11 protein-coding genes are annotated in these 25,775 nt (G+C 62.8%); 3 read left to right on the top strand and 8 right to left on the bottom strand.

Annotation, left to right across the window (positions count from 1 at the left end; genetic code table 11):
* Positions 1 to 756 precede the first annotated feature (756 nt).
* On the bottom strand, positions 757 to 1,521 hold the full coding sequence (locus J3U87_RS20670; RefSeq protein WP_237377673.1) for a sulfite exporter TauE/SafE family protein: 765 nt from the start codon (positions 1,519 to 1,521) through the stop codon (positions 757 to 759).
* Between the two features lie 239 nt (positions 1,522 to 1,760).
* Complete coding sequence (locus J3U87_RS20665) at positions 1,761 to 2,375, bottom strand: carboxymuconolactone decarboxylase family protein (RefSeq protein WP_237377672.1); 615 nt, start codon at positions 2,373 to 2,375, stop codon at positions 1,761 to 1,763.
* A gap of 668 nt (positions 2,376 to 3,043) precedes the next feature.
* Between J3U87_RS20665 and J3U87_RS20660 the strand changes: the two genes are divergently transcribed.
* Entirely contained in the window at positions 3,044 to 3,757 is a 714-nt protein-coding gene (locus J3U87_RS20660; protein ID WP_237377671.1) for an RDD family protein, read from the top strand.
* Between the two features lie 901 nt (positions 3,758 to 4,658).
* On the opposite strand, the gene J3U87_RS20655 is transcribed toward J3U87_RS20660, so the two are convergent.
* Complete coding sequence (locus tag J3U87_RS20655; RefSeq protein ID WP_237377670.1) at positions 4,659 to 6,230, bottom strand: glycosyltransferase family protein; 1,572 nt, start codon at positions 6,228 to 6,230, stop codon at positions 4,659 to 4,661.
* Positions 6,231 to 6,455: 225 nt separating this feature from the next.
* Here J3U87_RS20655 and J3U87_RS20650 point away from each other — a divergent pair, with 225 nt between their 5' ends.
* Positions 6,456 to 7,019, top strand: a complete 564-nt coding sequence (locus J3U87_RS20650) for a cytochrome P460 family protein (protein WP_237377669.1) — start codon at positions 6,456 to 6,458, stop codon at positions 7,017 to 7,019.
* 23 nt (positions 7,020 to 7,042) lie between these two features.
* Here J3U87_RS20650 and J3U87_RS20645 read toward each other — a convergent pair whose 3' ends face one another.
* From J3U87_RS20645 to J3U87_RS20625, 5 genes are all read right to left on the bottom strand, one after another.
* Positions 7,043 to 8,632 carry a tail fiber domain-containing protein gene (locus J3U87_RS20645; RefSeq protein ID WP_237377668.1) on the bottom strand — a complete coding sequence of 530 codons (1,590 nt, stop codon included), beginning with the start codon at positions 8,630 to 8,632 and terminating at the stop codon, positions 7,043 to 7,045.
* A 242-nt stretch (positions 8,633 to 8,874) separates the two neighbouring features.
* The gene (locus tag J3U87_RS20640; protein WP_237377667.1) at positions 8,875 to 9,912 is read right to left on the bottom strand and encodes a c-type cytochrome; all 1,038 of its coding nucleotides are present in this window, start codon (positions 9,910 to 9,912) and stop codon (positions 8,875 to 8,877) included.
* Positions 9,909 to 11,072, bottom strand: coding sequence for an SCO family protein (locus J3U87_RS20635; RefSeq protein ID WP_237377666.1), 1,164 nt, complete (start codon positions 11,070 to 11,072; stop codon positions 9,909 to 9,911). Before J3U87_RS20635 ends, J3U87_RS20640 begins: the two co-directional genes overlap by 4 nt.
* 2 nt (positions 11,073 to 11,074) lie before the next feature.
* A complete protein-coding gene (locus J3U87_RS20630; RefSeq protein ID WP_237377665.1) occupies positions 11,075 to 13,057 on the bottom strand; it encodes a YncE family protein in 1,983 nt (660 codons plus the stop codon).
* Positions 13,057 to 19,017: a cupredoxin domain-containing protein gene (locus J3U87_RS20625; RefSeq protein ID WP_237377664.1), complete on the bottom strand. Its 5,961-nt coding sequence runs from the start codon at positions 19,015 to 19,017 to the stop codon at positions 13,057 to 13,059. Before J3U87_RS20625 ends, J3U87_RS20630 begins: the two co-directional genes overlap by 1 nt.
* A 732-nt stretch (positions 19,018 to 19,749) precedes the next feature.
* On the opposite strand from J3U87_RS20625, the gene J3U87_RS20620 reads away from it, so the two are divergent.
* Positions 19,750 to 25,731, top strand: coding sequence for a cupredoxin domain-containing protein (locus J3U87_RS20620; protein WP_237377663.1), 5,982 nt, complete (start codon positions 19,750 to 19,752; stop codon positions 25,729 to 25,731).
* Positions 25,732 to 25,775 lie beyond the last annotated feature (44 nt).

Genomic DNA, 25,775 nt, shown 5'->3' with positions numbered 1-25,775 from the left:
CGTGTAGCCCCTGTGGCGAAAATCCGAAGTCACCGCTGATCGGGATGCAGAACTAACTTTCAGGCTCACGTCGAGCTAATGGCAACCTAAGCCAGATGCGCGGATCAAGTCAAGAAGACATATCCATTTGGTGCGGCGGATCGCTACCGGAAAACTGGTGGCAGGCAGAGCGATTCGATCGATCCGAAACCCATGGGTTCAGCCGTGATCGGCGAAAAAAAAAGCCGGCCCTCCCGGGCCGGCAGTCTCCCCACATAGACCACTTAAAAGTGGTCTAAGCCAATCTTCATATTCAAAAAAACCCTATCAGGGCGCACGCTGTCTTGTTCACAAAAAAATTGTTCAAATTTGATCATCAACTTGGCTTCCACCCTTTATAACGGCAGATGATCAAAAAAGCTAAAATTTTTCCTTAAAAATATTCTTTTTTTTCGAGCAAGACCCGGAGCGTCGAGGTGAATGGCAATCCTTGAACATCCCGATCGCCATTTGGCCGGAGTTGACGTGCCGAAAGTGCCGGTTCGGAAGCCCTTAACCGCAGCATCGGCAACAAGCGACAACCCATTTAAATTAAGCAAATTATACTTGTTTCTATTTTTCACCCGATTACAAAATCGCCCAATGGGCCAGATTATCACGGCGTCATTAGAACATACGGATCGCAGGACCCGAGACAGGTCGATGCGCAGAAAGCAACCGGTGCTTCCTCAATATATTTTCAATATATTTCGCGTCTCTTTGGTACTTTTTGATCCATCAAAAAGTGACCATGGCGTCATACATCAATTTTAGTGCGGAAATCGCCACCACCCCCACCAAAACCCACCGTACAAAACCGGCTCCCTTCTGGACCGCCATGCGCGCGCCGACCCAGGCACCCACCATGTTCCCCACTCCGAGCCACAGGCCCAGCAGCCAGTCCACCTGATCGGCCGCCACGAAGACGGCGAGGGCGAACGGCGTGTAGGCGAGTACAAGCATCAGCTTGACGCCATTCGCTTTGACCAGATCGTACCCGGACACCAGGACCAGGCTTGCCAGCAGGAAGATGCCCACACCGGCCTGGATGAATCCACCGTAGAACCCGATCGCGAAAAAGCTGACCACTTCCTTCCAGGTCACCTTCGGCGGGGTCTCCACTCCGGACCCGCGCAGCCAGCGTTTGGGCCTGGCCAGTATCAGGCCGAGCATGAGAAACATGATGACGGCGAGGGACAGTCGCATCAGGCGTTCATCCAGATCCACCGCCACCTGTGCCCCCACGACGGCGCCCACCACGCTGGGAAGGACCAGCCAGGCCCCGTGGCGGAAGTCGAGACGACCGTGCTTGGCGAAGCCGGCAATGCCGATGACGCTCTGCATGAGAATCGCGACGCGGTTGGTGCCGTTGGCGACGTTCGCCGGCAATCCGGCAAAAATGAGCAACGGCAGCGAAATGAGCGATCCGCTGCCGGCAATGGTGTTGATCAGCCCGCAGAAGAAACCGGCCACGAGAAAGAGCCCGTACATCCAATAATCCACAAATCCATCCTTCACAATAAACACGGGCGGCGACCCACACCCATTGCCGGGTCGATTCCCCCACCGCGATCAGGGACACTCCCGATTATGGCGCGGGAATCGACTGCGAAGATCGACGCCGAGCGTAAACCGGCGACATCACGAAATCGGCTGCACGACAGTGCAAACCAGGACTTCCGCCGATCGTGAGAAGGGGCCCCGGTGGGCCATGCGCCCGATCGCGATCGGCCATTGGACCTTCAGGTACGCGCTTCCTGGTGATGCCAGTTGTCGGGGTCGTCGTTATCCCCGGGCGAAAGACCCAGCACTTCGCCGGCGAGGTCGATGCCCAGCCCCAAAACGGTGCGGTTGGCATAGGCGAAGTAGGCGACGACCTGATTGATTTCCAGGATTTGGCCGTCGTCGAGGCCGGCATCTCGCATGCGATCGACATCGGCTTTTTCGAGGCGGGACGGATCGCGGGTCAGGATGGCGGCGTATCGGCAGGCGGCCAGCTCGGCACCTCGAAAGACGTCCTCCGGGCGATCGGCCTCGATCGCCTCGCGAATGCGTTCGGCTCGCGCCCCGTCGTCCAGCAGGCGCCGCATGCCCTCGTAATGGTGGGCCACACAATACTCACAACCATTGAGATGGCTGACGTACACGCCCAAAGCTTCCAGTAACCACTTGGGGACGCGATTGGCCGAATGGTGCAACACATTCTTGTAAAGGGCCATGTGCCCTTCCAGGGTATGCGGCCGCAGTGCATGGACGCGCAAAATGTTGTCGATTTCCCCGTTGGGTCCCTTCACGCGTTCATAGAGTTTCTTCAACTTGCCCTGGGCCCGCTCCGGGGCCACGGTTTCAATCCACATAACGGGTTCGCTCCTCGGTCGTGGCGCGAACTCCTGCAGCCCGACTCGAGCGCGGGCCCGGATTCGCACCCGGTTGGATCCAAGGGATCAGATTTCAGCCCATCCCCTTCATAAACACTGACTTTCGCGTGTGCCCTCTCGGTCACACATCCATTCGTTTCCGACAACCATAACAGTATGCGGGCGGTGACGCATCGACTTTCCGGCTCACGCCTGCAGCGCGTCGAAGGCCAACCAGATGTGGCCCTTTTGGGACCGGGTTTCCGCCTTACCCAGCGATCCAAACCCCCACGCTCCCGTTTGACGGGAACCACTCCGGCCACACGGGGTCGTCACCACCACCTTGCGGTTCGGACAAGAATAGCGGAATATCTTCAACATCTTGGCTGCGATTCAGTTAGAATCGATGATATCTTCACTCCCGACCCCTTTTCATCGTCACTGTCTTTGCTCATCTCGGGAGCAAAGGAACCATTCGGAGCCTACCCGCGAACAACTCGTTCCCACCCATTTCTACCCATGATTGGGGCGATTTTCCAGCAACCACCACGTTCACGATTCCATCAACGATCTTTCACCCGAAACGAAACCGGAGGTCCCCGACGGACACCCTGAATATGTGTCGTTGCATCCACTCATCTCGGTTTCACCATTGAGGAGTAAGTTATATGGCTAAGGCGGACCCTACAAAGCGCGTCATTGCCGCAATTATCGACAGCATCATCAGCGGTCTCATCACGTTTGTTCTCTCATTTGTCCTGGGGTTGGTCCTCGGCTGGATTCCCCTTCTCGGGGCGGCGCTTGCCGCGGCATTGTCCATCCTGGCGGGCGCGGCATACATCGCCATCAAAGACGCCTTGCCCATCGAACAACTGGGCGGCGCGAGCATCGGAAAGAGCTTGTTCAACATGAAAGTCGTCAAGGTCGACGGATCGCCCATCGACATGGAGACCTCGGCCAAACGCAACATCCCGCTTTGGGCCGGCTCGGCCGCTTCGGCGGTGCTGGTCGCCACGGTGATCGGCGGATTGCTGACGCCGCTCACGGGCCTGGCGGGGTTCGTCTGGGTCTGCATCGAATGCTATAAGGTCTTCACCGATCCCAACGGCGATCGCTGGGGCGACACCTACGTCGGCACCCGCGTCATCGAAACGACCGCGGCTCAAGCGGCCGCAGCGCCCCCGCCGCCTCCGGCCGGCAGCGTGCCTCCACCGCCGACGCCCGAAGCGGCAGCACCTCCTCCCCCTCCGCCCCCGCCCGCAGCGGGTGGCGACGCACCGGAAGCCCCGCCGGCACCTGAAGCCGCGGCCGCGACCGAAGCCAAGGAGGAAGATCCCTACAAGGCTCCGGATGCCCCCTGGGACGGGGACACCAAACACTGATCCAACCGCCGGGGCGGCCTTCGGGTCGTCCCGCCGCTTTTCGACGGGCGGTTTTTCGACTCACGGCCGCACCGGTTTTTTCGAACCCGCACCATCAAATCAAGTGGGAATGTGCATTCGTCCGGAGCGCTCCGGAAACGAATCTGCTCGGAGTGCCTGAATGCCGAGAGATCCGTCGTGCCAGGTAGGTTGGCCGGCCCGGCCGACATTTCGAAGCGGCCCAAGCGTCACAGGATCGAGTGGTAAAAGAGCGAAGCAGGTAAGTCGATCCTATAGACCTCTCGATGATCGATTTCGATATGTGTTAGGTCGCTTCGATTGGTTGAGCAGGGCCGGTAAGGCAAGCTGAGGCTGTGTGAAAAGGTCGCAAATGGACTCAATCCGGCTTGGTCGCATCGCATAAGTGCCTTAAAACCAATCTAACTAACCTGAAAACTATAAACACGAACCGCGTTTTCACACTGCCTCAAGCTGTTCCACCTACAGGCCTTTCGCCCCTCTCTTGAAACAAAATGGTGTATTCAACCTGAGCAGGGTTTTGCCGTCGCCAAATCTTGATCAGGAAGGCAGGAATGATCGGAACCAGGAAAAACGGCACCATGATGTGTCCAAATGCCGATCCTTTCCTGCTTTCTGATGTTCATGGGTTCTTGCTTTATTTTTCGGATGAACGACCCATGGCCCTACGTCAGAACCAGGTGTGCTGTTTCTTTCTCGAAATCGAGTGGGTATGCCCGCTCGTCCGGGGCTCTCAAGATGCGGGGATTTGAGATTAGTTACTCCGAAGAGTCGGCCCGGCGGGCCAACCTACAGGCTTTACGACTCTTGCTCGCATGCGGGCCCTTTGGAGCGATTCGCTTCGACTCGGCACCCTCACCCACCCAGTGCCCGAACCACGCGTTCAGGATGGGTTCAATAGTTTGGCGAGAGCTCCGTCCACATCGATTTCCTCGGGATTGATGCGTTCCGCCCGTCTTAGAAAGCCCAAGGCTTCCTGGGGCTTGCCGCCACGGGAAAGCAGGATGCTCAAACTCACGAGCGAATCGTAGTGATAGGGATTGAAATCCAGGATCTGGCGAAAGATCATCTCGCGATCCAACCGGTTGGTCGGTTCCAACCGGAGTCGCGTCACCGGGCTGAGGATGCGACGATGGTGTTCGCGCCAATTGGGATCACCCAGGGCGAAGGACGCGATCGCCAATTGCTCGTGCAGGATATCCCAGTAGATCGGCGACACCTCGTAATCGCGGTAGGTCGCCAGTGCTTCTTCCAGGTGACCGCCCTTCACCATGGTTCGCAGACGCCACATGTGGGCCTGGGGAAAAGTCGGGTGCATTTCCAGCACCTTTGCCAGCAATTCCATGGCTTCCACCAGGCGACAGGCTTCGAATAGGTAGGTCACCTTGCGGATGTACCCGATCAATCCTTCGCAATCGGGCAACAGGGGCAATTCGTCGACGTTGGGATCGAAAAACAGGAGCGTCTTGTAAAACGAGGCGCGCCGATCGAGGTGATTGCTCAGCGATCGCTTGACACTGGCGTAATCGTAGGCCCGTTGTGCGGCGGCGCGACGCTCCTCGGCATTGCGGTAGAGAAATGCCAGGCGAGCGTAGAGCTGGTCCGGATCCTTGAAAAAAAAGCAGTTCTGACCGTCCTCGCCATGGACCCGGTAGCAGGCCGCATCGGAAAGCACCGGTACCACGCCGTGGGCGGCATACTCGAGGAACTTGACGTCGGAACGGCAACGATTGAATTCGGTGTCGCGCAGCGGAGCCATGCCCACCTCGAGATGCTCGAGGAACGCGTAATAATCCTCGATCGGGCCGCCTGGACGACACTGTGCGTTGGGAATCTGGGCGAAGTAGCGCTGAAAGATGGGTTCGTATCCCATGTAGGAAAAAACAGCATCCGGATGATCGCGACAGAACCGCTCGATCGCCGGCGCCACCTCGGCCAAATCGGCCTCGTGGCCCTTGGAGCCGCCCCAGCCGAACACGAAGGTGTCGCCCGGCGAGGGTGCACTGAACTGATCCGTCTGGTTTTCAAAGACCTGGGTACGCGGATTCAGGTAACCGAAGGTTTTTTGAAGCTCGGGGGAACTCAACTGGAGGGCGTCGCACTGGGAGGCATTGAAGAGAAAGTTTTGGCGTATCTGGGGATTGCGCAGCGCATCGTCGGTGCCGACCCAGGGCCCGAGGCTCAGGAAATTGTCCGGAATCTCGTAGATCGTCGGCTTGCCCAGCTTTTTGCGCAGGGCGATGATGTGACCGACTTCTTCGTCGGCGAGCAAGTGGAGGATGAGCAGATCGGCGGCAAGGGCGAGCTGGCTGAACAGGGGATGAAACAAGTGAATGTTGCACACCAGAAAGTCGGGGTGTTGCGCCAATATTTCACCAGGCTTGCGAATGCGGTAATTGAACTCGCCGGTGACCTGGTCGAAATACCAAAACACCTGAACAACCAAATACTTCATGTAAGGCTTGACTCGATGGCGACGATACCGATGGGAGAGTTATGATCCAAAACGCGGCGGGACTCGTCGTCTGCTTGGGATGGGACTCGTCGAAGGTTGCATTCAACTATAGCCTTGCCATCCTGTAAGCACCACGAAAAAATAGCCATGAGCCGCGGGGCCAACGCACTGGGAAGGCGGCCATTGGGATCCCGTATTCAAAACCATGCCGGGGAGATTCGATCGATGAGATTTTGGGGACGCGTGTTCATGTTTCTGTGTATCGGGGCCACCTGGCTGACCGGCGCCTGGCAAAGCGGCGCCCAATTGCCCTACGAGCTCAGCGCCGACAAGAGCCTCACCCTGCCCGACGTCACCGAATACCGAACATGGCCCTTCATGGGAACCAGCCTGGTCCCCGACGACAAGAACAACAACAAAGCGATTTTCCCGGGGATCCATACGGTCTACATCAACCCCAGTGCCCTGGAAACGCGTCGCGAGAAAGGGGTGTTTCCCGACGGCACCATCATCCTGATGGAGAACTTCCACGTGGAGGTCAAGGAGGCGGAAAGCGGCTACGGGTATTTCACCACCGGCGGCATGGATTTGCTGGCCGCCATCAAGGACCGCCGCCAGTTCAGCGGCTCCGGGTGGGGCTACTACGCGTTTTTCGATCGCGACCTCAAAGCCGGCAAGAAGGTGGTGCCCCTCCAGGCCCCGGCCAAATGTCAATCCTGCCACACGGTGGGCGCGGCCGACGACGAGGTGTTCACACAGTACTATCCCAGTTTGAAACGCAATCCATGACAGCCTGAAAGAAAAGAACGTTCCTAGCGGGCTTCCAGGGCGGACAGGCGAGCTTCCAGTGCGTCGTTTCTCGCCTTCAGCGCCTTCAGCGCCTGGATCAGATAGGCGTTGAACGCGTGTGGGAACCGAATCGCCAGGACGCGAGCGTCTTCACCCACCAGCGCCTGGTCCACTTCGGCGGGATGGACGTGGGTCACCCAATCGGGAAAAACCTCGGCCACCTGCTGCGCGATGAGCCCGGCCTGAACCCCGTCCGCATGGGCCTCGGGGTTTTGCCACCGGTACAGCACGCCTTCCAGTCGCAACAGCTCGCGAAGGGCGGATTCGGCGTCGAGAGATGCCACATCCCGCTTCAGCCGCATATCCGAGGCGTCGGCCCAGGTTCCGCCGCCGGGTTGGGCGCCCGTCCCGGCGATGGTCAGGTCGCCGTTCTTGAACGCCGTCAGGGCGTTGGCCCTGCTGGATGCGTTCACGCCGTTGCCGATCACGAACGCCGGATCGGTGACGACCCAGGAACCGGTCGTACCGGTCAACAGGTTGAATTGGCCGATGGCCAGCGAGGCGAAGGCCTGAGCCGTTGTTTCGTTACCCATGGCCACCGCGTTGCTGCCGGTCGCACTGGCTTTGAGACCCAGGGCCGTGGAAGCCGAACCGGAGGCGGACGTGCGATCACCGAACGCGGTGGCGGCCGAACCGAGAGCGGTGGTGTCGAAACCGGCAGCCACGGAGCGGCTGCCCACGTTGACGTCGTTCCAGGTGGTGCTGCTCACCTGACCCACGCGAAACGCGGCTTTGCGGGGATACCACATGAGCCGGGTCCCGGCGCCCTCCGCCGGTATGTTGCCCTGGTTGAATGCGCCGGTGAACAGGACGCCGTCCTCCCCGGCCACTTCCAAGGCGGCAGTAGGTGCGTTCGTGGCGATGCCCACGTGGTCCTCGGCGGCGGTGGCGCCATCGTAGAAAATGCCGCCCTTGGTCTGGTCCCAGGTTCCGGCTCCGACGATGTCAGCCCCGACCCATTCACCGCTGGTGTTGATGACCTCCCCGAATCCCGTGACGTTGTAGCTGCTGCCCTCCACCGCCAGCGAACTCACGTTGCCGGCCAGGAAATTGGCGATCTGCGCGAGGTAGCTCGCGTCCGGCATGCCGGTACCCTGCTTGAGTGCCTCCTGAAGCGCAATCACGTCGCGGGATAGCGCCACGCGATCGCGTCTGGGGTAGACCACCAACGGACGAACGGTAATGTCGCGACCGTCGAGAAAAAGCCGAACCCAGGCCGTCGCCCGTGCCCGCAGATCCTCGGGGAACGGGTAACCCGAAGCACCGAGCACCAGAAGCGGCCGGCCCTGAATCCACCAGATGCGTTCGGCCGGTTCACGAAAGACCGGCTCGCCGTGGGGTGCATCGTAATAGTGAACTTCCAACCAATTGTCCCGATCGGCAGTGTCATCGATCGACGCGACGTGTTCCGACGAGAGCCAAAGGGGCACGACCACGGGTGGGGTCTCAGCGCCCCACAGCGGGACCAAGCCCGCGAGAAACACGATACCGGGCACCATGCGACGCATCCACGTCGCGCCGAGGAAAACCAAATCACCCATCGTCGTCCACATATGCCCGCCCCCTGATCCGACGTAGAAACCGCGACACACCGAGACGACAGGTCCGGTCGAGGCCGCGACAACGCTCGCGAATCGACAACCCATCGGACACGGCGTCGGAATCCAAGTAAATTGTGTCATTTCGAGAAATCGGGCCTATTGTACCACCGAATGAGAAGGCGCGTATGAATCCGCGCCATGGAGACATGACTCGCCATGAACCCGAGCGCGAAGCCGAATTGTCGCGGGACGCATCAATGGGTCAATTCCTCCCGCAACACACCGTCACGGCAATGGCGACCGCAATCGACCAGCGCCCGCCAGAGCCGCTCGAAGAGCTCATCCCGCAACGTCGTCCACGCCGACGGCACCGCATCGTCGATCATCTCGGTCGTGGAGAGACCGCGGACTCGCGCGACCAGCGAAGGCAGGTCGTGGTCGCCACACCAAGGATCCAACGCATCGGCGAACGGCGATGGATCGGGCACGATCAGCACCGCGGGAGATTCCGCGCCGCGCAGCCAGGGTGTCAGGCTGTCGAGCCGCTGCAGCTCGGGATCCAGTTGCACGACCGTCAACCGCAGTCTTCGCCCGTAGAGGCCACCCCGCCGGTTGACGCCACGAACTTTTTCGGCGAATCCGACTGTCATGAAACGGAACCAGGCGGAAGTGGCGTCGCGGTCGAACAGGAGCAACCCCACGCGGATTTCTTCTTCCCCGAAACCGCGTGTCGGCCGGTCTTCCAGGAATTTCAACCAGGCGATCAGGTCGGCCATGTCGCGCGCACTGATTCGGTAACGGGGCATGCCCGGCGACAGAGCCGATCCCGAGGGGTCGACCCCGTCGCGAATGGCCCCGGCCGTGCGCACCTCGTCGTACGCGGCATGACGACTTCGCCCCAAATAGGGGCGCCCGACCGGCGCTGACAAGGTCCGCCATCGAATGTCGGCGGGCACCATGCCAGCCTCGGGACGGCCACGACCATCCTCGCCGTGGCAATTGACGCACGGAAAGAGCTCACCCGGATAGGCACGACCCTGGAGCTCGGCCTGGACGGGGTCGCGACCCAATCCCCGATCGTAGATTCGCTTCCCCCGAACGGGGTCGGCCGGCGCATCGGCCGGATGAGCCAGCGGCGACGCCAAGCCGATCATCAGCCCCAGAAACCCCAGCAGCCACACCCGCCCGGTCATCGGAAGGCCCGACCCTGCCCGTGTCCCGCCATCGAGAATGGTGGCGGCCGAGTCACCCGGGCACGTCACCGAAGGGGCCGCGGGCGGATGTGAGTTCACGGCGCGCCCCGATCCGCGATCACGCTTTCGAGAATCCGGTGCAACTCCTCCTGCTGCCCCAGTCCGAACGCCTTTTTCCAAAGCCCCGTGCGCGCGTTACCCATGAGAAAGACGTTCGAGTGGGCCTCCTTGCGGTCGGCCTTCAACCCCAACACCCGCAGCACCTCGCGTACGCGGTCCGGCGAACCCGAAAGTAGGTGCCAACCGTCGCGGCACTTCCAGTCCTTGGCGAACTCGGCCAGGTGCCGGGGCGTGTCGATTTCGGGATCGACCGTGATCGAAAGCAGGACCACCTCCTCGCCCAGACGCGATCCAAGCCGGTCCTGCAAATAGGCGAACCGGGACAGGACCTGGGGACACACACTGCTGCAACTGGTGAAAAAGGTCTGAATGACGACGGTCTTGCCCTTCATGAGATCGGAGTAGAAGCGCAACTCGCGGCCCTGGTGATCGGTGAGGACGTTGTCGGGAAAATAGGGATGGGGCGGGTCACCCGCATCTCGGGGGGCGGCCTTCCGCATGCGCTCGGAAGGCGCCCCATTCCGGCCGGATTTCTGAACGGCCTCCGGCTTCGGGCCCGCGCTCATCTCGGCGATGACCTTCATGATCTCGGGAACCGGAGACAGTCCGTCCACCCGCCGCCACCGTCCGCTTCGGTAGTTGCCGATCAGCAACATGGGACTGTGATCGATCTTGTCCGCGGTCAGGAAGCCCATGGCCTCGATGGCGCCGTTCACGTCGCGTTTGGGTCCCGTGAGGAGGCGCCAGTTGTCCAAATCACCGAACCGCCGCTTCCACATCAGAAGGCGCGCCGGTGTATCGTACCCGGGATCGACGGTGATCGAGAGACATCGCACCCCCTCCAGACCCGCATCTTTCAACTGCTGGGCGACGGTCGCGGTCGTGGCGCCCAAGGGCGGACAGATCGTGGTGCAACGAGTGAAGACAAAGCTGATGACGACGGTGTAATCCTCCAGCAGATCGTGAACCAAATTCAGTGAATTCCCCTGTTCGTCGAGCAGGTCCACGGCCGGAATCCGCGGCCGCGCCTCGCTCGACTCGGACACATGCGCCTTGCGCATCGGTCGAACGAGGCGCGGTCCCAGATCGATCGGGACGCCCCAAAAGACATGTGTCAGCAAGCACATCGTGATCATCATCGCTACCTCACTTCTTTTTCGGTTTGATGGGTATCCGCGCCACCCACGCGCAGGTAGAAGCGATTCCCGTGGAACCGCAACCCCAGCGCGCGACTGGCGGGATGCAGGGTATAGATCCCGGCTTTGGGCAGCTCGACCTCGATGCGGTATTTCCCCTCCCCCAGGGGCCTGGCCGGGAATCGGCGGTGCCAAATGCCTGGCACCAGTTGCACCAGGACCTGAAGATCCGGCACCTGGTCGTTGGGTCGTCCCTGGCCGGCATCGGTCACCCGGAACTCGATTGCGGCGGGTTGCCCCGCCAGCACCCGGCGTTCCGGCTGCCGCATGGACACGATGACGGGGACCGGACCGGTCGCGGAAGCGGGTTTCGGCTCCGGCGCCACGATCACCGCGAAGCAACGAGCCGAGGGGATGCTGTCCACGAACAGGACGAAATCGTAGCGACCGGCTTCGGCCAGGGTCAGGTCGCTTTCGTAGACACCGGCTTCGCGCCGCTCGGTCAGGCTGCGATCCAATGCGATGACGGCACGCGGCCGGCGGCCGTAGTTGGGCACCTGGCCCATCGGTGCGGCCATTCCTTCCTTATAGAAATAGACCGCGTCGTCACCCGGGTTGGCGATCATCATCGCCTGGGCCCCCACGGCCTGCACCATACCGGGCGCGGGAGTGGGAAAGGCCATGCGGCCCACCGGATGGTCTCCGGCGGGCACGTCGACCGCCTGGGGCGTCGCCCCCTCGGCCCCGATCTGGCCCAGGGGGAAGGCCAACAGGTGATCGCTACCCCTATGGCGCACATAGGCCAGCGTATCGGAAAAAGCGATTTGGTCGGGTTCGCGCAGTACGTCACAGCGTTGGACGATGCGCCGGGAGACGCTGTCGAACACCAACATCTCGTCCTTTTCGGTGTTCAGGATCAGGGCGAAACGCCCGTCGGGCGTGAAACGAACCTCCATGAGACCCGGCTGGTCCTGCAGCGTGAAGGCCGCATCGGGGTTCTTTTCGTCAACCGCGGTCAGTTTTCCCGTGCGATGCACCACCAACGCGCTTCCGGCCAGCGACGAGACAGCCAGGGCCACCGGTCCCGCGCCGATCTCGAGCCTTTTCAATACCTCGAGATCGGTGCGATCGATCAGGGTCAGGGTCCCGCCCTCGGCGTCGATCACGAAGGCGACGGGGCGATCCAGGCCAAAGGCGATGCGTGTGGCACCGGGGCCACAGGGCACCCGGCCCACGACGGCGCCACCCACGGGCCGGATCACGGAGACCCCACCCGCTTGACCCTGCTCGCCGGCTTCGACCACCCAAATCGAGGTCCGATCGGGTGCGATCGCCACCTGACGTGGTTTCCCACGCAAACGGTAGCGCCGCCGGACCGTCCACGTGGCGGTGTCCACATCCACCAACTCCCGCTCGGCGGGCAAGGTGACCAGCAGGGTGCGGGTATCCGAGGAAAGGACCCAATCCCCGCCGATGCCGCCCAGCTCCACCAGGGCCAGCAGGCGCGACCCGCCAAAGGAGAAGCGCGGATCGAGTACGCTGAGGGTCCCGTCCGCGTTGAGGGTGATAACGTGGAATTGGTTGAGGTCGAAAGTCGGTGCCGCGAGAAGGCTTCCGGCCAGAAAGAGCTCTACCTTCTTGCGGCACGTTTCGGCACTTCGCGGCTCGCCCGGGCCCAACTTGTCCAGCCAGGCGGCGGGATTCGCGTTGCGAATCGGTTGACCGCCCGCATCCCGCAGGTGGAGTTGGACCCGTACGCGGTCACCCGCGATCAGGTGACCCGCATCTCCCGAGCCGGTCAGCCGCATCATGCGCAGGGTCACGTCGATGCCCTGCTCGCGAAAGGTTCGTTCAAACGCGGCCGAGGCGCGCCGCGAAGTGCCCGAGGCCTTCGCCGCGGCATCGACGACGGGCCCATCGGAACCCGCCCAGGACCAGCAGCCGATCAGCAGAAACAACAGGCTCGGAAGGCAAGCATTCCCATTCATCACTCCGTCTCCTTGTCGGTTCGTTTCAAAAAGTCCGGGCCAGACGCCACCGTGACGTCGTCCCAGGCCTGGCGGACGGGCGTGGCGAGCACGCCTTCGGTGCGGGTTCCATCACCGAACCTGACCCGCACCGGGTTTCCGACCCGACAGGCGGTCAGCACCTCGCTGAAGAACCAGCGACCATCCTGCCGAGGCGCGACGCGACGGGTGATCAGGCCCTGCTCGGTATCGATCTCGAGATGGACCTCGGTCGGCGAGCGGCCCTGTTCCAGCCAGATCTGGCCGGCGAGATCGATCCTGCCGTCAGCGTCGATCTCGGCGCGCTGGAGGACCACCAGTTGCGGTTCCACCCGCAGCAGGCACCAGCCTCCGAAGACGTCGTTTTTGAAATGGTGGATTTTGAAGTCACCGCTGAGCGCCCCGGCGGCCCCCGCGGTGGTGAGGATGTCGAAACTCTGGTTGGCCCCAACCTGGGTCGCCCCGTGGACTTCGGAACGGTAATTGGGTCCCAGCGATCGGCTTTCGTTGTAGAAGGGGTACTCACGCCAGGCATGGCCTTCGACCATCAGGGCCTGGGTTTGGACCGGGAAGTTCATCGGCATGCCGCCGGGAGCCGCGTACCGGATGCGTACTTCGCTGCCGACCCGCGCCCGGAATATCGGCACCTGCGGATCGCCACTGCGGGGATCGTCCAGGTCAGGCAACATCACCGCATTGCTGGTGCGGTTGGCCGCGCTGACCCCACCGGCGAGTCGATAGAACTGGGGCTCGCTGCGGAAGTTGACGGCGCCCAGCCCTTCGGTAGCCGGACCAGGACCGCCCAGACCCTGCAAGGCGTCGGGACTCCACTGGAACAGCACCACGAATTCGCGGGCCTCGCGCCCGTACCCGAGAAACAGCGTCGCGGCCGAGAGATCGACCTCACCGTTGGGCTGCAGATCGTAAACCCAATCGGTTCCGGTCGGTTCCACGATCAGGGTCCCCACCAGGCCGGCATTCGGTTGACGGATCGGGTCGGCCGCCAACAAGTTGACCGTGCCGAACTCCACCGGTTGGGACACCACCCGGCCGGCCCGGGGCTCCAAGTTCCCACCGTACCAGTAGTAGGTACCCACCTCACCGGGAGCCACGGTCTGAATGCGGTTGTGGCCGATGTTCATGCCGGCGCTGTGGCTCACATCGAAGGCGAGCTTTTGGGGTGACAGGCCCACCGAGGGCGATTCGGGCAAACAACCGTCGTAGTGGTTCTCCAGCACGACCTGCACGAAGTCTCCCGCCGCGATCCGCAAGATCAACGGACCTTCCCAGGAACGATGGTCGACCGTGCCTCGCGCCGTCACTTCCTCGACCAGGCGATAGACGAAGCCGGATCCCGCCAAGGCGGTGCCGTCCCCCTGCCAGGTGAGGCCCTGCTCACGATCGCTGTTCCGCAGGGTTCGCCCGCGATCGTTGAACACGATGTCGCTGCACTGGGCGCGCACCACGAAGCGGCGATAGTGCGGCGGCCAGGACACCGGCGGCTGATCGAACACGCGTACGACCTGGTTCTCCCAATCGAACGCGGGCCCGTTGCCGGACGGATTGTTGGGAAGCCGCGGCAATCGCGCTTCACCGGCCGCGACACGCGAGCCGTCGAAGGCGCGAATCAGCCCCCAGATCCCGTGGCGAATGCCGGCTTCACCGCTGTCGGCCTGATAGAGGTAGTCCTGAAAGGGATGCGCGTTGCCCTTGGGATCGAGCGGATCGATGCCCGGCAGACGCACGTTCATTTCGAAATGCTCCGAAATGCCCATGCTCTGAACACTGCGGTACCCCGAATTGGGGTCGGCGGGCTCGGTCAACCACTTCAAACCGTGCAGGGCGAAGGCGTGGGTACCGGCCTGGGCACCCACCAGCGTGCGAATCTGGACGTGGTCCCCCGCATAGGCCCGCGCCAACGGCGTATAGGGATCGCCGGGGCGGACCTCGGCCACCGCGTCGCCGGTAGGGTTCAGTGGATTCTCGGGGAATCGGAAACAATCTTCCCCATCGTTGGCGGCTTCCGTCGAGTCCCCGCAGTTCTCGTCGATCGGATGGTCCGGTCGGTCCGGTTGATCGTCCAGACGCGGGTCATCGCGAACCATGGAGACAAAGGCCTCGCCGGGATCGCGACGCCCACCGCCCGCCGTGTCGACCAACCGACCCGTATCGTAGATGTCGATGGGCTCGTTGCGGTAGTTGACGGTGAAGGTACTGGATCTCTCGATGAAGTTGAGCTGGACCGGCGTGGGCCCGCCACGGGGTCGAAACGGATCGATCGGGGGATTGAGCACGAAGGACGGGTCGGCCCAGCCACCGGGAATGTTCAGATCGAATACTTCGAGCCCGGTGAGATGGGCCTCCGCGAGTCCGGGCGGCTCGCCACAGTCGCGGTGCCGGCACGACAGGTCGCGCCGAACCAGCCGAAAACTGTCGAACACGATGGCCTGACCGTCGAGGTCCCAGGCCAAGGGGCTCTTCACATCCCAGGTGGCCACTTCCGGATCGACCACCATTTCGATCCGCTCGATGGTGGCCTCTTGCGCCAATGGCAACCCATGGCGATCGAATTGAGCGCTCAATGCGGCGGGTACCGGCTGAGGGCCGAAGTTCAGGGGGAGTTCGGCCAGCAAGGCCGCGGTTTCGTCCGAATCGGGACACCAAACCGCGGTCCTACAGGGTTGGCCGTCCTCACCACACGCGGTGGGATTGCAGTGGGGAATGGTGAAGGCCGGGGTCTGCGGCCGCTGTGGTTCATTCGTGGATTCGGGGCGATAGGCCTGCGTCATATCCTGAAAGGCGAAGGCGAATTCGCGATAGCTGGCTTCGCCGAAGGTGCCCGCCTCGATGACCGCCTGCCAACTGGTGGGGCCGCCGTCGGAGCGCAGGCCCAAGGGATATCGCGCCGGATAGGTCACGGTGTGGCCGTCCTCGTCGCCACCGTGGATCGGCCCGTTGGTGAACCAGTGCGAGCGCGCCGGTTCGATCAACAACCCGCTGTAGAGGCCGGCCTGCTGGTGGGTCGACGGGGAGAAGTGGTCGTGGGCGAACACGGTCCGCAAGGTGCGGTCCACCCCCAGGTTCGACAACAGCGGATCGGCATGCCAGCGCTGGATGGTGGTTTGGGCGCCATCCCAGTTCTGGCCGCAGGGCGGATCGCCGAAAAAGGGGTAAAGCGCCTGGTAGGACTGGATTTGTAGGAGGATTTGGCGATCGAGATCGGCGAATTGACGGTCCTCGTCCCAAGCGAAGAGACCACCTTCGCGGTTGATGGCGTGAATACGGTCGCGCACCTCGTCGGGACTGAAGCTGCCGTCTTCGTAGTTGAACCCGTTGGCGGACCCGTCCGAGGCGGTCACGTCGAACTTGACCAGATGAATGTGCTGGCCGAGGATGTCGGTTGGCGTCCGCACCTGGAAGTCGTCGAGTTCGTAGTGATCCGCCACCAGGTTGGTGTGCCAAAATTCGACCGTCTCGCCCGAGTTGGCCCGGTAGAACAGCGGTTCGGGCGGCCGTTCGCCCGCCATCGTCGCGGCCACGTCCAACCACAACGTCATCAGGCGCTGTTGCGGGAAATGCCAGCCCAATTTGTTGAACACCACATCCCGTTGCACGGTGGCCGCCTGGTAACGGCGCAGGGTCCCGCTGGGGCGACCGTAGTCGTCGACGGCCGGCTCGGCATAGGGCGCCCCGGGCGAGGGCGGTAAGCCGTTGAGCACGAAATAGGCGGGCTGTCCATCGGGCGTCGCACTGAGGTGGTATCTGCGCGCATGGGCCTGCATGGCCGCTTTCTCGGTGGCCGTTCCCAGTTCGGGCAGCCGGAACGCGAGCATACCGCCGGCAATGGCGTTCTCTTGGGCGGGTTCGCAGTCCGGATCTTCGTCGGCCCTTTCGCCGGACGATGCGTAGGCCACGAACTCTTTGGAGAAATCCCAGCGCGAGTGCCGTTCGCGAACGGTGGTTCCACCCAGCACCAGGTGTCGGGGCAACCCGCCGTCGAGCAGCAGCGGCTCACCCTGCCAGGGGCCTTCTTCGTGGCGGAGCGGGTTGCCCTGGGCATCTTCCGCCTGGGCGAAGTCCATGGGCGGATGAGGCGCCCGCGTGCCGGCAATTCCGGGAATGAAGAAGGGATAACCGGGGTTGGCGTTGATCGGGGATCCGTGGCCGTCGTGCACGGGCGGCGTCACGGCACGGCGACCGTCCTCGCTCAGGCGAACCGGGGCGGGCAACGGGGCCATCGCCAGCGTGGGCAGCGGCACGACCGCCGGGATCGGGGTACCGGTGATGATTTCCCCGTCGGGTAGGGCGCGGTTGTCGACGTCCTCGCCGTTCACCGACCAAAGCGGGCGACCCTCGTCGTCGAGTCGCGTGCCCCGCTCGAACACGTCGTGCACGCGCCAGAGCGCCCACATGCCGCGCACGAAATGCGGATAGAAGTGGCAGTGGAACAGGGCGTCGCCCACCGTCTGATTGCGGTTGCCGCTGCCGCCGTACACGATTTCCATGGTGTAGGCCGTCCCACGGCTCAGGAGCTGGCTGTCTTTGTAATGGCTCACATCGCTGTTGGGGGTGTGCAGCCACTGGTGTGCGTGCTGGTGATGGACATGGGGCACGGCCGTGGTGGCACTGGCCACTCGAAACTTGACGTGATCGCCGATATAGCTGTGATGGACGTTGCTGGGATCGTCGGGAAAGAGGGCCTTGGTCGCCTTGCGGTGGTCGCTCTTCGCGCTTCCGGATACCTCCGGCGTGTTGGCGGGAACGTCCACGACCATGCTTGGATCACCGCCGACCCAGGAGGACAGGAAAAACTCTTCGAACTTGGTATCCACCGAGTCGCGCGATCCCATCGGGCCGACGTGAAGCCGGTTGGCCAGTATTTGGGCACCGATGCCCGTGATGCCGTAATTGATGCCAAAGGCATCCTGGCCCGCGACGTAGGCGAAGTTGAGGGCTGGATCGAGAAATTGATCGAAGGCCTGAATGATGAACGGCGAGTGGTACAGGACCACGAACTCGCGATAGGGTTGATGGCGGTCCGGCGATGCGGGATTCGCCGCGAAGGCCGGGCTCGTGTGGTTGGCGGGGAAGCGACCGGCCCCGGGGCCGGTGATGATGGCGGTGATGTCGCCGTGGCGCAAATGACCCTGGGTGTCCAGCATGCGCAGGATCGGCCTGCCGGCGTAACGGTGACCGACGGGGTAGGTGGCGTCGTAATCGATGCGCGGATGACCCGAGTGGGTCGAGCCGCGCATCGCCAGCGCCAAATCTTCGTGCGTCACCTGGCTGCGGTACCATTCGGCGCCGACCGGCTGGACCGTCAGCATACCGAAGAGCCCATCCAACAGGTGACCCTCGTCGCCCGCATGGCTGTAAAACAGAAAGCAGCCCTCTTCGGCGGCGTGCCAGCGGAGGGTCTGGGTTTCCCCCGGTCGACAATGTCCGGCGGCGTTGGTCCCACTCGCGGTGCCGAGGCTCTCGCGATCCAAGGGCGCGATCCCGGCGACCGACAGGCCCACGGTCAATTCGCTGGAGGGAAAGGGTGGCGAGGTGCGTGGATCGGGTGGGGGCGGGTCCGGCGAGATCAGGTTGGTGAACCGAACGACCAGGGTGTCGCCCTGATTGGCGCGCAACACCAGCGGGCGGGGTCGTTTGCCGGCGCGAAGCCGGACCCTGCCCGGCTCCAGTGGATAGTTTTCGGGATGCAGGTCCCGGCCAAACGCATCGAGTGGGGTCTCGGTGGAGACGACATCTTCGCGAAGCGCATACATTCGGGCGGCGGGGACCATGGCCCCCAGTCGATTGGCGAGGTAAGGCTGGTCGAGCGCGACCACCTCGACGTGAATCGTTCGTGCCCATGCGGCCGATTGGGGAGATTCGGCCGAAAAGTAGGGTTGAGAAAACGAGGAGATCAGGAGAAGGGCGGTCCAAGTCCGTAACATCTCAGCCTCCAAAGCATGAAAGGGGGAACGGATGTCGGGTCACGCCAGAAAATGGTGGCGCCACAACATCGGGGGAAAATGGAGGTGAGCAAGAAGGAAGAGAGCGGAGGTAGAGCCGCAAAAGTCAATACAAAAGATATTTCAAACGTATGATAACAGCATCTTCACGGTATTTCCTCAAAAAAAACAGGCGACGTAAAAATCTATCACAGCATCGCGCCGTCACATTTTGAAATCCATCCACTTCACGTAAGCACTGATTTCACCGTAACAGTTAGTTTTTCCTAACCAAACACAACCCATTGCGCTTCCGTCGCCTACCACGAGGCCCATGGCCTGACTCCGGTTCACGAATCACTCTTCCATATTTAGGCTTATACACGTGGGCCTTCAGGTGATCGAACCACATCGGCGATCGCGGGGATAACCATAACACCCCATTTTCAACCGGCCACAGTGATTTTCATCACCTCCCATTTCCAAACCAACCACCTAAATCCATTTATTCATCACTGGTACAAATTTTCCAAATTAACTTGACCTTCGCTTTTTCTCCTGCGTATAGTCCCCGAATAATTCATTTAATGCTCATATTTCATTCAAGATACATCGATATCCGGTTCCCGGCTCTCCATGATCTTCGCTCCCTCCAACTCGAAACCCCCGTCCTCTGGTCATGCTCTACCCTTCGCGACCGGGTTTCTTCGCCTGATTTTTTTCACGGAGGTCGAGATGATCTGGACTCGAACCATCTCCTTCACACTTCTGTCTCTTGCGTCTCTTTTTCCCTGGTCCTTCGCGCGCGAGCCCGCCTCGTGCGAACGCACGATCACGGTGGACGTGGTCGCCCTGGAACAGCCGTACATGACCAGCCGCTTGGGGACCATGGTGCCGTCCGCACGCATGTTCGCCCTGCGCGAGGACGTGGTTTCCAACGACACGCCGATCGACGCGTCCGGCCACGACGTCCATCCCGAAAACTACCCGCTCGAGCCAGGCAAGGTGCGATTGCGCGCCGGCAAACGCGCACGCCCGCTGGTGTTGCGCGCCAACCAGGGCGACTGCCTGGAAATCAGGTTCACCAACCTGTTGTCGCCCGAACCGAGCATGCACCAACCACGCACCATTCCACCCTTCCCTTCCCTGCAGGTGAACGCCGGGATCACCATCATCGGGGCCACGCCGACCGATGTGACCAGCCTCGGCAGCGCGACCGGCGCCAACCCGCCAAGCGACTGTAAGCCAGGCGATTCCAAGACCTTGACATGGTTCGCAGCAAAGGAGGGCAGCTTCCTGTTCTACAGCCACGTGGGCGATGAAGAGCACCTCTTCGACGGCCTGTTCGGCATGCTGACCGTCCAACCGCGCGGCGCCGAATGGTACCGCAGCCAGGTGACGCGCGACGATTTGGCGCTGGCCACGCGCGGCGCAACCCGGACGGGTCATCCACGCATCGACTACGACGCCGTCTACCCCACCGGCCACCGCTTCGCCGGCAAGCCGATCCTGCGCCTGCTCGACGACGAGGGTCGGCTGCGTTACGGCGACCTGACCGCCATCGTCACCGGTCCCGATGCGGGCCGCTTCCCCGACGATCATCCGAGCGCCTCGTTCAAACCGAATCCGGCGGCACCCGACCGCCACCAGCCCTACCGCGAATTCGTGCTGCTCTATCACAAACCCTTCATCATCCAGGCCTTCGACAAGTTTTTCGATCCCGCGGTGAACTTCGCCTACACCGGCGCTCAGGACAATTTCGCCATCAATTACGGCATGTCCGGGCTCGGCGCGGAGATCCTCGCGAACCGGTTCCACGTGGGGCCCATGGGATCTCCCGACGCCGTCGATCTCAAATTCGAAGAATTCTTTTTGTCCTCCTGGGCCGCGGGCGATCCTGGCCTCATCGTCGACGTTCCGGCCAACACGCCGGACCCGACGGCGTACGAACCTACTTCACAGGAAGCGAGTACGGGTGGGCGGAGCGATCACCGCAAGGCGACCAAGGTGTTCTATCCCGACGATCCCAGCAACGTGGTGCACAGTTACCTAGGCGATCACGTCAAATTCCGCGTAGGCACGCCGGGCGACAGCGCGCCGCACACCCACCACCAACACGCGCATCAGTGGCTCCACTCGCCGAACAGCGACGAGAGCCACTACAAGGACAGCCAGTTACTGACGCGCGGTGCGGCCTACACGATGGAGATGGTGTACGGCGGCAGCGGCAACCGCAACCAGACGGTGGGCGACGCACTGTACCACTGCCATTTCTACCCGCACTTCGCCCAGGGCATGTGGGGCATTTGGCGCGTGCACGACGTGTTCGAGCGCGGCACCCAACTCGACGAGGAAGGTCGCCCGCTGTGGTCGGAGAACGGCGAACCGATCGACAACCGCGCCCTCCCCGACGGAGAGATCACCACCGGCACCCCGATCCCGGCGGTGGTCCCGCTACCTACGATCGCCATGGCGCCGCTGCCCGCGCGGATTCGCTTAAGTCAAGACGGGCGCCGGGTCATTCCGCAACCGGAGCCCGACACAAACGGCGACCTGCGCTACGGAAACCCGGGATTCCCGTTCTTCATTCCGGGTCTGGCCGGCGCGCGGGCACCCCATCCACCGATGGATTTCGCCACCGCCGAGGACGAATCCGGCAATCCCTTGCGACACCAGGACGGAGCGCGAGCGGGAGAGCCGGTCTTGCTGAACGGCGGCCTGCCACGCCACCTGGTGTTCGGCGGCACCATCGTGCGCGAGCGCCATTCGCGCTGGGATTTCACCAAGGACTTCGTCCTTTACGAGACACCCGAGAACGAGGACGACTGCGAGCCGGTTGAAGCCAGGGCCGTGGCGGGTGGGCTGCGTGCCTTCGCCCTGCCCGAAGCGGGTACGCCAAGCGAGATCGCGGCGATGGCCGCTCACGCGCAGCGCCGTCACGACACGACCACACCCGACGGCAGCGGCGCCGCATTCATCACCAACGGACGTCCCCCCGCCACCGGCGCGCCTTTCGCCGATCCGGCCGTGGACGACGACGGTCAGGCTACCGGTCCCACGCGGCGGTACCAGGCGGCCAACATCCAGATGAACGTGGTACTCAACAAACTGGGCTGGCACATGCCTCAACAGCGCTTGATGACCCTGTGGTACGACGTCGCCGCCACCCTCCAGGGAGAACGCCCGCCCGAACCGCTGTTCTACCGGGCCAACTCGGGCGAGACGGTCGAGTTCTGGCACACCAATCTGGTGCCCAGCTACTACGAGCTCGACGACTTCCAGATTCGCACGCCGACCGACATCCTCGGCCAGCACATCCACCTGGTCAAGTTCGACGTGACCGCCTCCGACGGCGCCGCCAACGGGTTCAACTACGAGGATGGCAGCTTCAGTCCCGACGAAGTGCGCGACCGCATTCACGCCATCAACCGCGAAGGTGGCCTGTTCGCATGGGATCCCGAAGCGCACTTCGTGGACATGGACCGGCAAACCGAGCTGGAGGTCCAGGCCTACCGGGATCACTACGCCTTTTTCGGCGATCCGCCCTGCGGCCAGAACTGGGACGGCGCCCAAACCACCGTGCAACGCTGGTACGCCGATCCGCTGTTGAACGACCTGGGCGTGGACCGCACGCTGCGAACCGTGCTGGCCCACGACCACTTCTCCGCATCGAGCCATCAGCAGGCCGGTCTCTACAGCGGCCTGTTGGTCGAACCACCCGAATCCAACTGGTTCACCAACGGTCCCGTTCACGGTGGCGACGAGGAAGGGGTACCGGTGCGCTATCCGGCCGATCACCCCATGGGCGGTCGCGCGGACGGCGGGCCGACAAGCTGGCAGGCCGTCATCGAGGACGGCAGCGAAGGTGTCGGCAGTTTCCGTGAATTCGTGCTCGCCTTTCAGGACATGGCGCCCGCCTATCAGCCGAACTCGACGACGAGCCCGACGATTCCCGCGGCACCCGTCTTCACCATCCCCACCTGTAACGCCAACGGGTGCAAGTTGGAAGACGTGGCCTGTCTGGATGCGGTGTGGTGCCCCAACCCAACAGAGACGGCCGAGCTCATGGCAGCGCTACCGCTGGCCGGCACTGTCTCTTCCGTGCCCGAACCCCTGCGCCGCCAATTCGCGCGTGCCGGACTGTCCCTGGACGACGAAGCGACGGTGCATTCGACGGCGTCCACCATGGATCCCGATGGCGACGCGTGGCTGGTGGAACAACCGCTCGCCTGGAATGCCCATGGTCAGGCGATCCTGTTCGAAAGGTACCGCCTGGTTCGCCAGGAAATCGTGTGCAGACACGGCGATTGCGGCTTCCCACCCAACTTCGTGGAAGATCGGCTCACCGGTCTGCTCGTTTTCGACGCGAGCATCGAGCCGGGTTGGTCCGATCCCCAACTGGCCGTCAACCCGCCGGTCGATCTCGGCAACCCGGCCAGCGCGCCTTCCCCGATGCTGTCCAACCTGATCGAGACCTCGGGAACGCTGACCGTCAATTACCGCAACGAGCCCAACGACATCTTCGGGGAAGGCCGTCTGGCGGCCGGAACGGATGCGGTGAACCGCGACCCGGGTCACGCCTTCGCCTCGGCACCGCGTGGCGACGCCCGATTCGACCGTCAACCCGATGGCCCCGACAGCCCGATCGACGACGATTGCGCATCGGCGAAAGCCCCGTCGCAGGATTGCTTCACTTTCCCGAGCAACCCCTTGGTCCCCAGTGGCGAAGCGGTGAGCGATCAACGTCCGACCGATCCCTACACGCCCCTCATGCGGGCCTATGCCGGCGACGACGTCCACATCCGCACGATCGTGGCGGCCCATTCGGGCGTGCACGCCTTCGCGCTGCAGGGGCTGAGATGGTTCACCGAGGCCACCGATGCGAACTCGGGTTATCGCAACGTGCAGAGCATCGGCACCGCGGAGATCTACGACATGGACGTGTCATTGCCAGGTATCGAGGGCGCGGCCGATCTAGGGAACCCACATCCGTTCCAGGATTTCCTGTGGCAGGCCGACAGCGGTGAACGAGGCGGCCGGCACGGCATCTGGGGCCTGCTCCGTTCCTTCGACGGTCAGCACATCGATCCCCAAACGGCGGAACTGCCCCGGCTCCCCAACAATCCCGAAGGCAACGCGCCGGCCTTCGACTGGGCCCATCGGGTCGCTCGCGTCTTCGAGGAGCCACCCCACACCTGGCCACGCAACTTCCGCCGTTTTCGCATCCGGGCGCACTGCCGTAACATCGTGTACAACGACCGCGGCCAAACACTGCAAAACAGCGATCCGGCGGCAGGTATCGCCTGGCAGGGCGACGACACGGCCCTGGAAGGTGTCGGCCTGGTCTACAGCCTGGTGGATGAAACCGACCACAGCGGCACCAGGGACTTCCGCCACTGGCAGGGTCCCCTGATGCTTCGCGCCGCCGCCGGTGACTTCATCCAGGTGGTGCTCACCAACGACCACGACGGCTGCCTGCCGGAGGCGCCGGTGGTGGGCCTGGTCCCCCAACGCTTGGCCCTGGACGTGAGTCACAGCGCCGGCATGAACATCGGCTTCAACCGCGAGCAGACCGCCGCGCCTGGCGAACAGGTGAGCTACCTGTGGTACGCCGGCACCCTGGAAACCCGCGCGGGAACCGTGGTTCCGACCCCGGTGGAATTCGGCACGGTGAACCTGATGCCGGTGGACATGCTGCACCAAATCGAAGCCGGCCTGGTGGGCACCCTGATCGTGGAACCCCTGGGAAGCCGTTGGGCGCTCGACCTCCGCCAAGACGGCACCCCCGATTTGGCCAGTGCGACCCTCTTCCAGGAGGGTCGACCGTCGTTTCGGGAATTCATCGCGCTGTACCAGTGGGGACCCAGCCAGCTTGGCCTACCCGGTGGCAGGGGCGGATTTCCCTCGACCGAAAGCTACGCCGCCTACAACTACCGCAGCGAGCCGCTGTACTACCGCCTAGTGGGTCCGGCCCCGGAAGCGGCACGCACCAGCAACCACGTGATGCTGGGCGACTTGAACGATCCAACGAGCGGCGACCCCCGCATTCCGATATTCCGCGCGCGGACTGGAAGCGATCTGCGGGTGCGCCACCCAGCGCCAGGCAGTATCGATTTGGACATGCCATCGATGACCCAGGTCGTCATGATCGAGGGCCACTTCTGGCAGGACCGACCCTACCTCGAACAAAGCCGCATACTGGGGTTCAATCCGGATTCGGCGTGGTTGGGCAGCAGCCAGTTCGGTGCCAACGAAGCCCTCGATATCCTGACCACGGCGGGTGGCCCCAACCTGCTCACCGGCGATTTCAAAATCCACAACTACGTGAACGACGACTACGGTGCTTGGGCCCTGTTGCGTGTCGAACCTCGGTTGTTGACCCTACATCGCGCCGCCCGGTTCGAAGACGGTCGAGTCCATCTCGCCGGCCAGGTCTGGGGTGAAAGCGCCTCGCCTCGATGGGTGGACATCACCGTCGAGACCGAGGCGGGCGACTACCGACGCCGGGCACCGTGCGACGGCGACGGGCTCTGGACCTTGCACGAGCGGTTACCGGATGTAGGGGTGAACGACAGGGTTCGGGTCACGGCAAGCGACGGAGCATCCGTCGAAAGCCGACTGTCCCCGGGCTTGGGACGATCGCTGGATCACCTGGAACCCAGGGACGGCACAGTCCGGCGGGGCCATCGCGAAAACCGAGACCTGCCTTACCCGTAACCGGCCCTACCGAAACCGGCCCTACCGTAACCGGCCCTACCGAA

The sequence above is a fragment of the Sulfidibacter corallicola genome (assembly GCF_017498545.1).
GTDB classification, from domain to species: domain Bacteria; phylum Acidobacteriota; class Holophagae; order Acanthopleuribacterales; family Acanthopleuribacteraceae; genus Sulfidibacter; species Sulfidibacter corallicola.
This window is presented reverse-complemented; position numbering and strand designations above follow the sequence as displayed.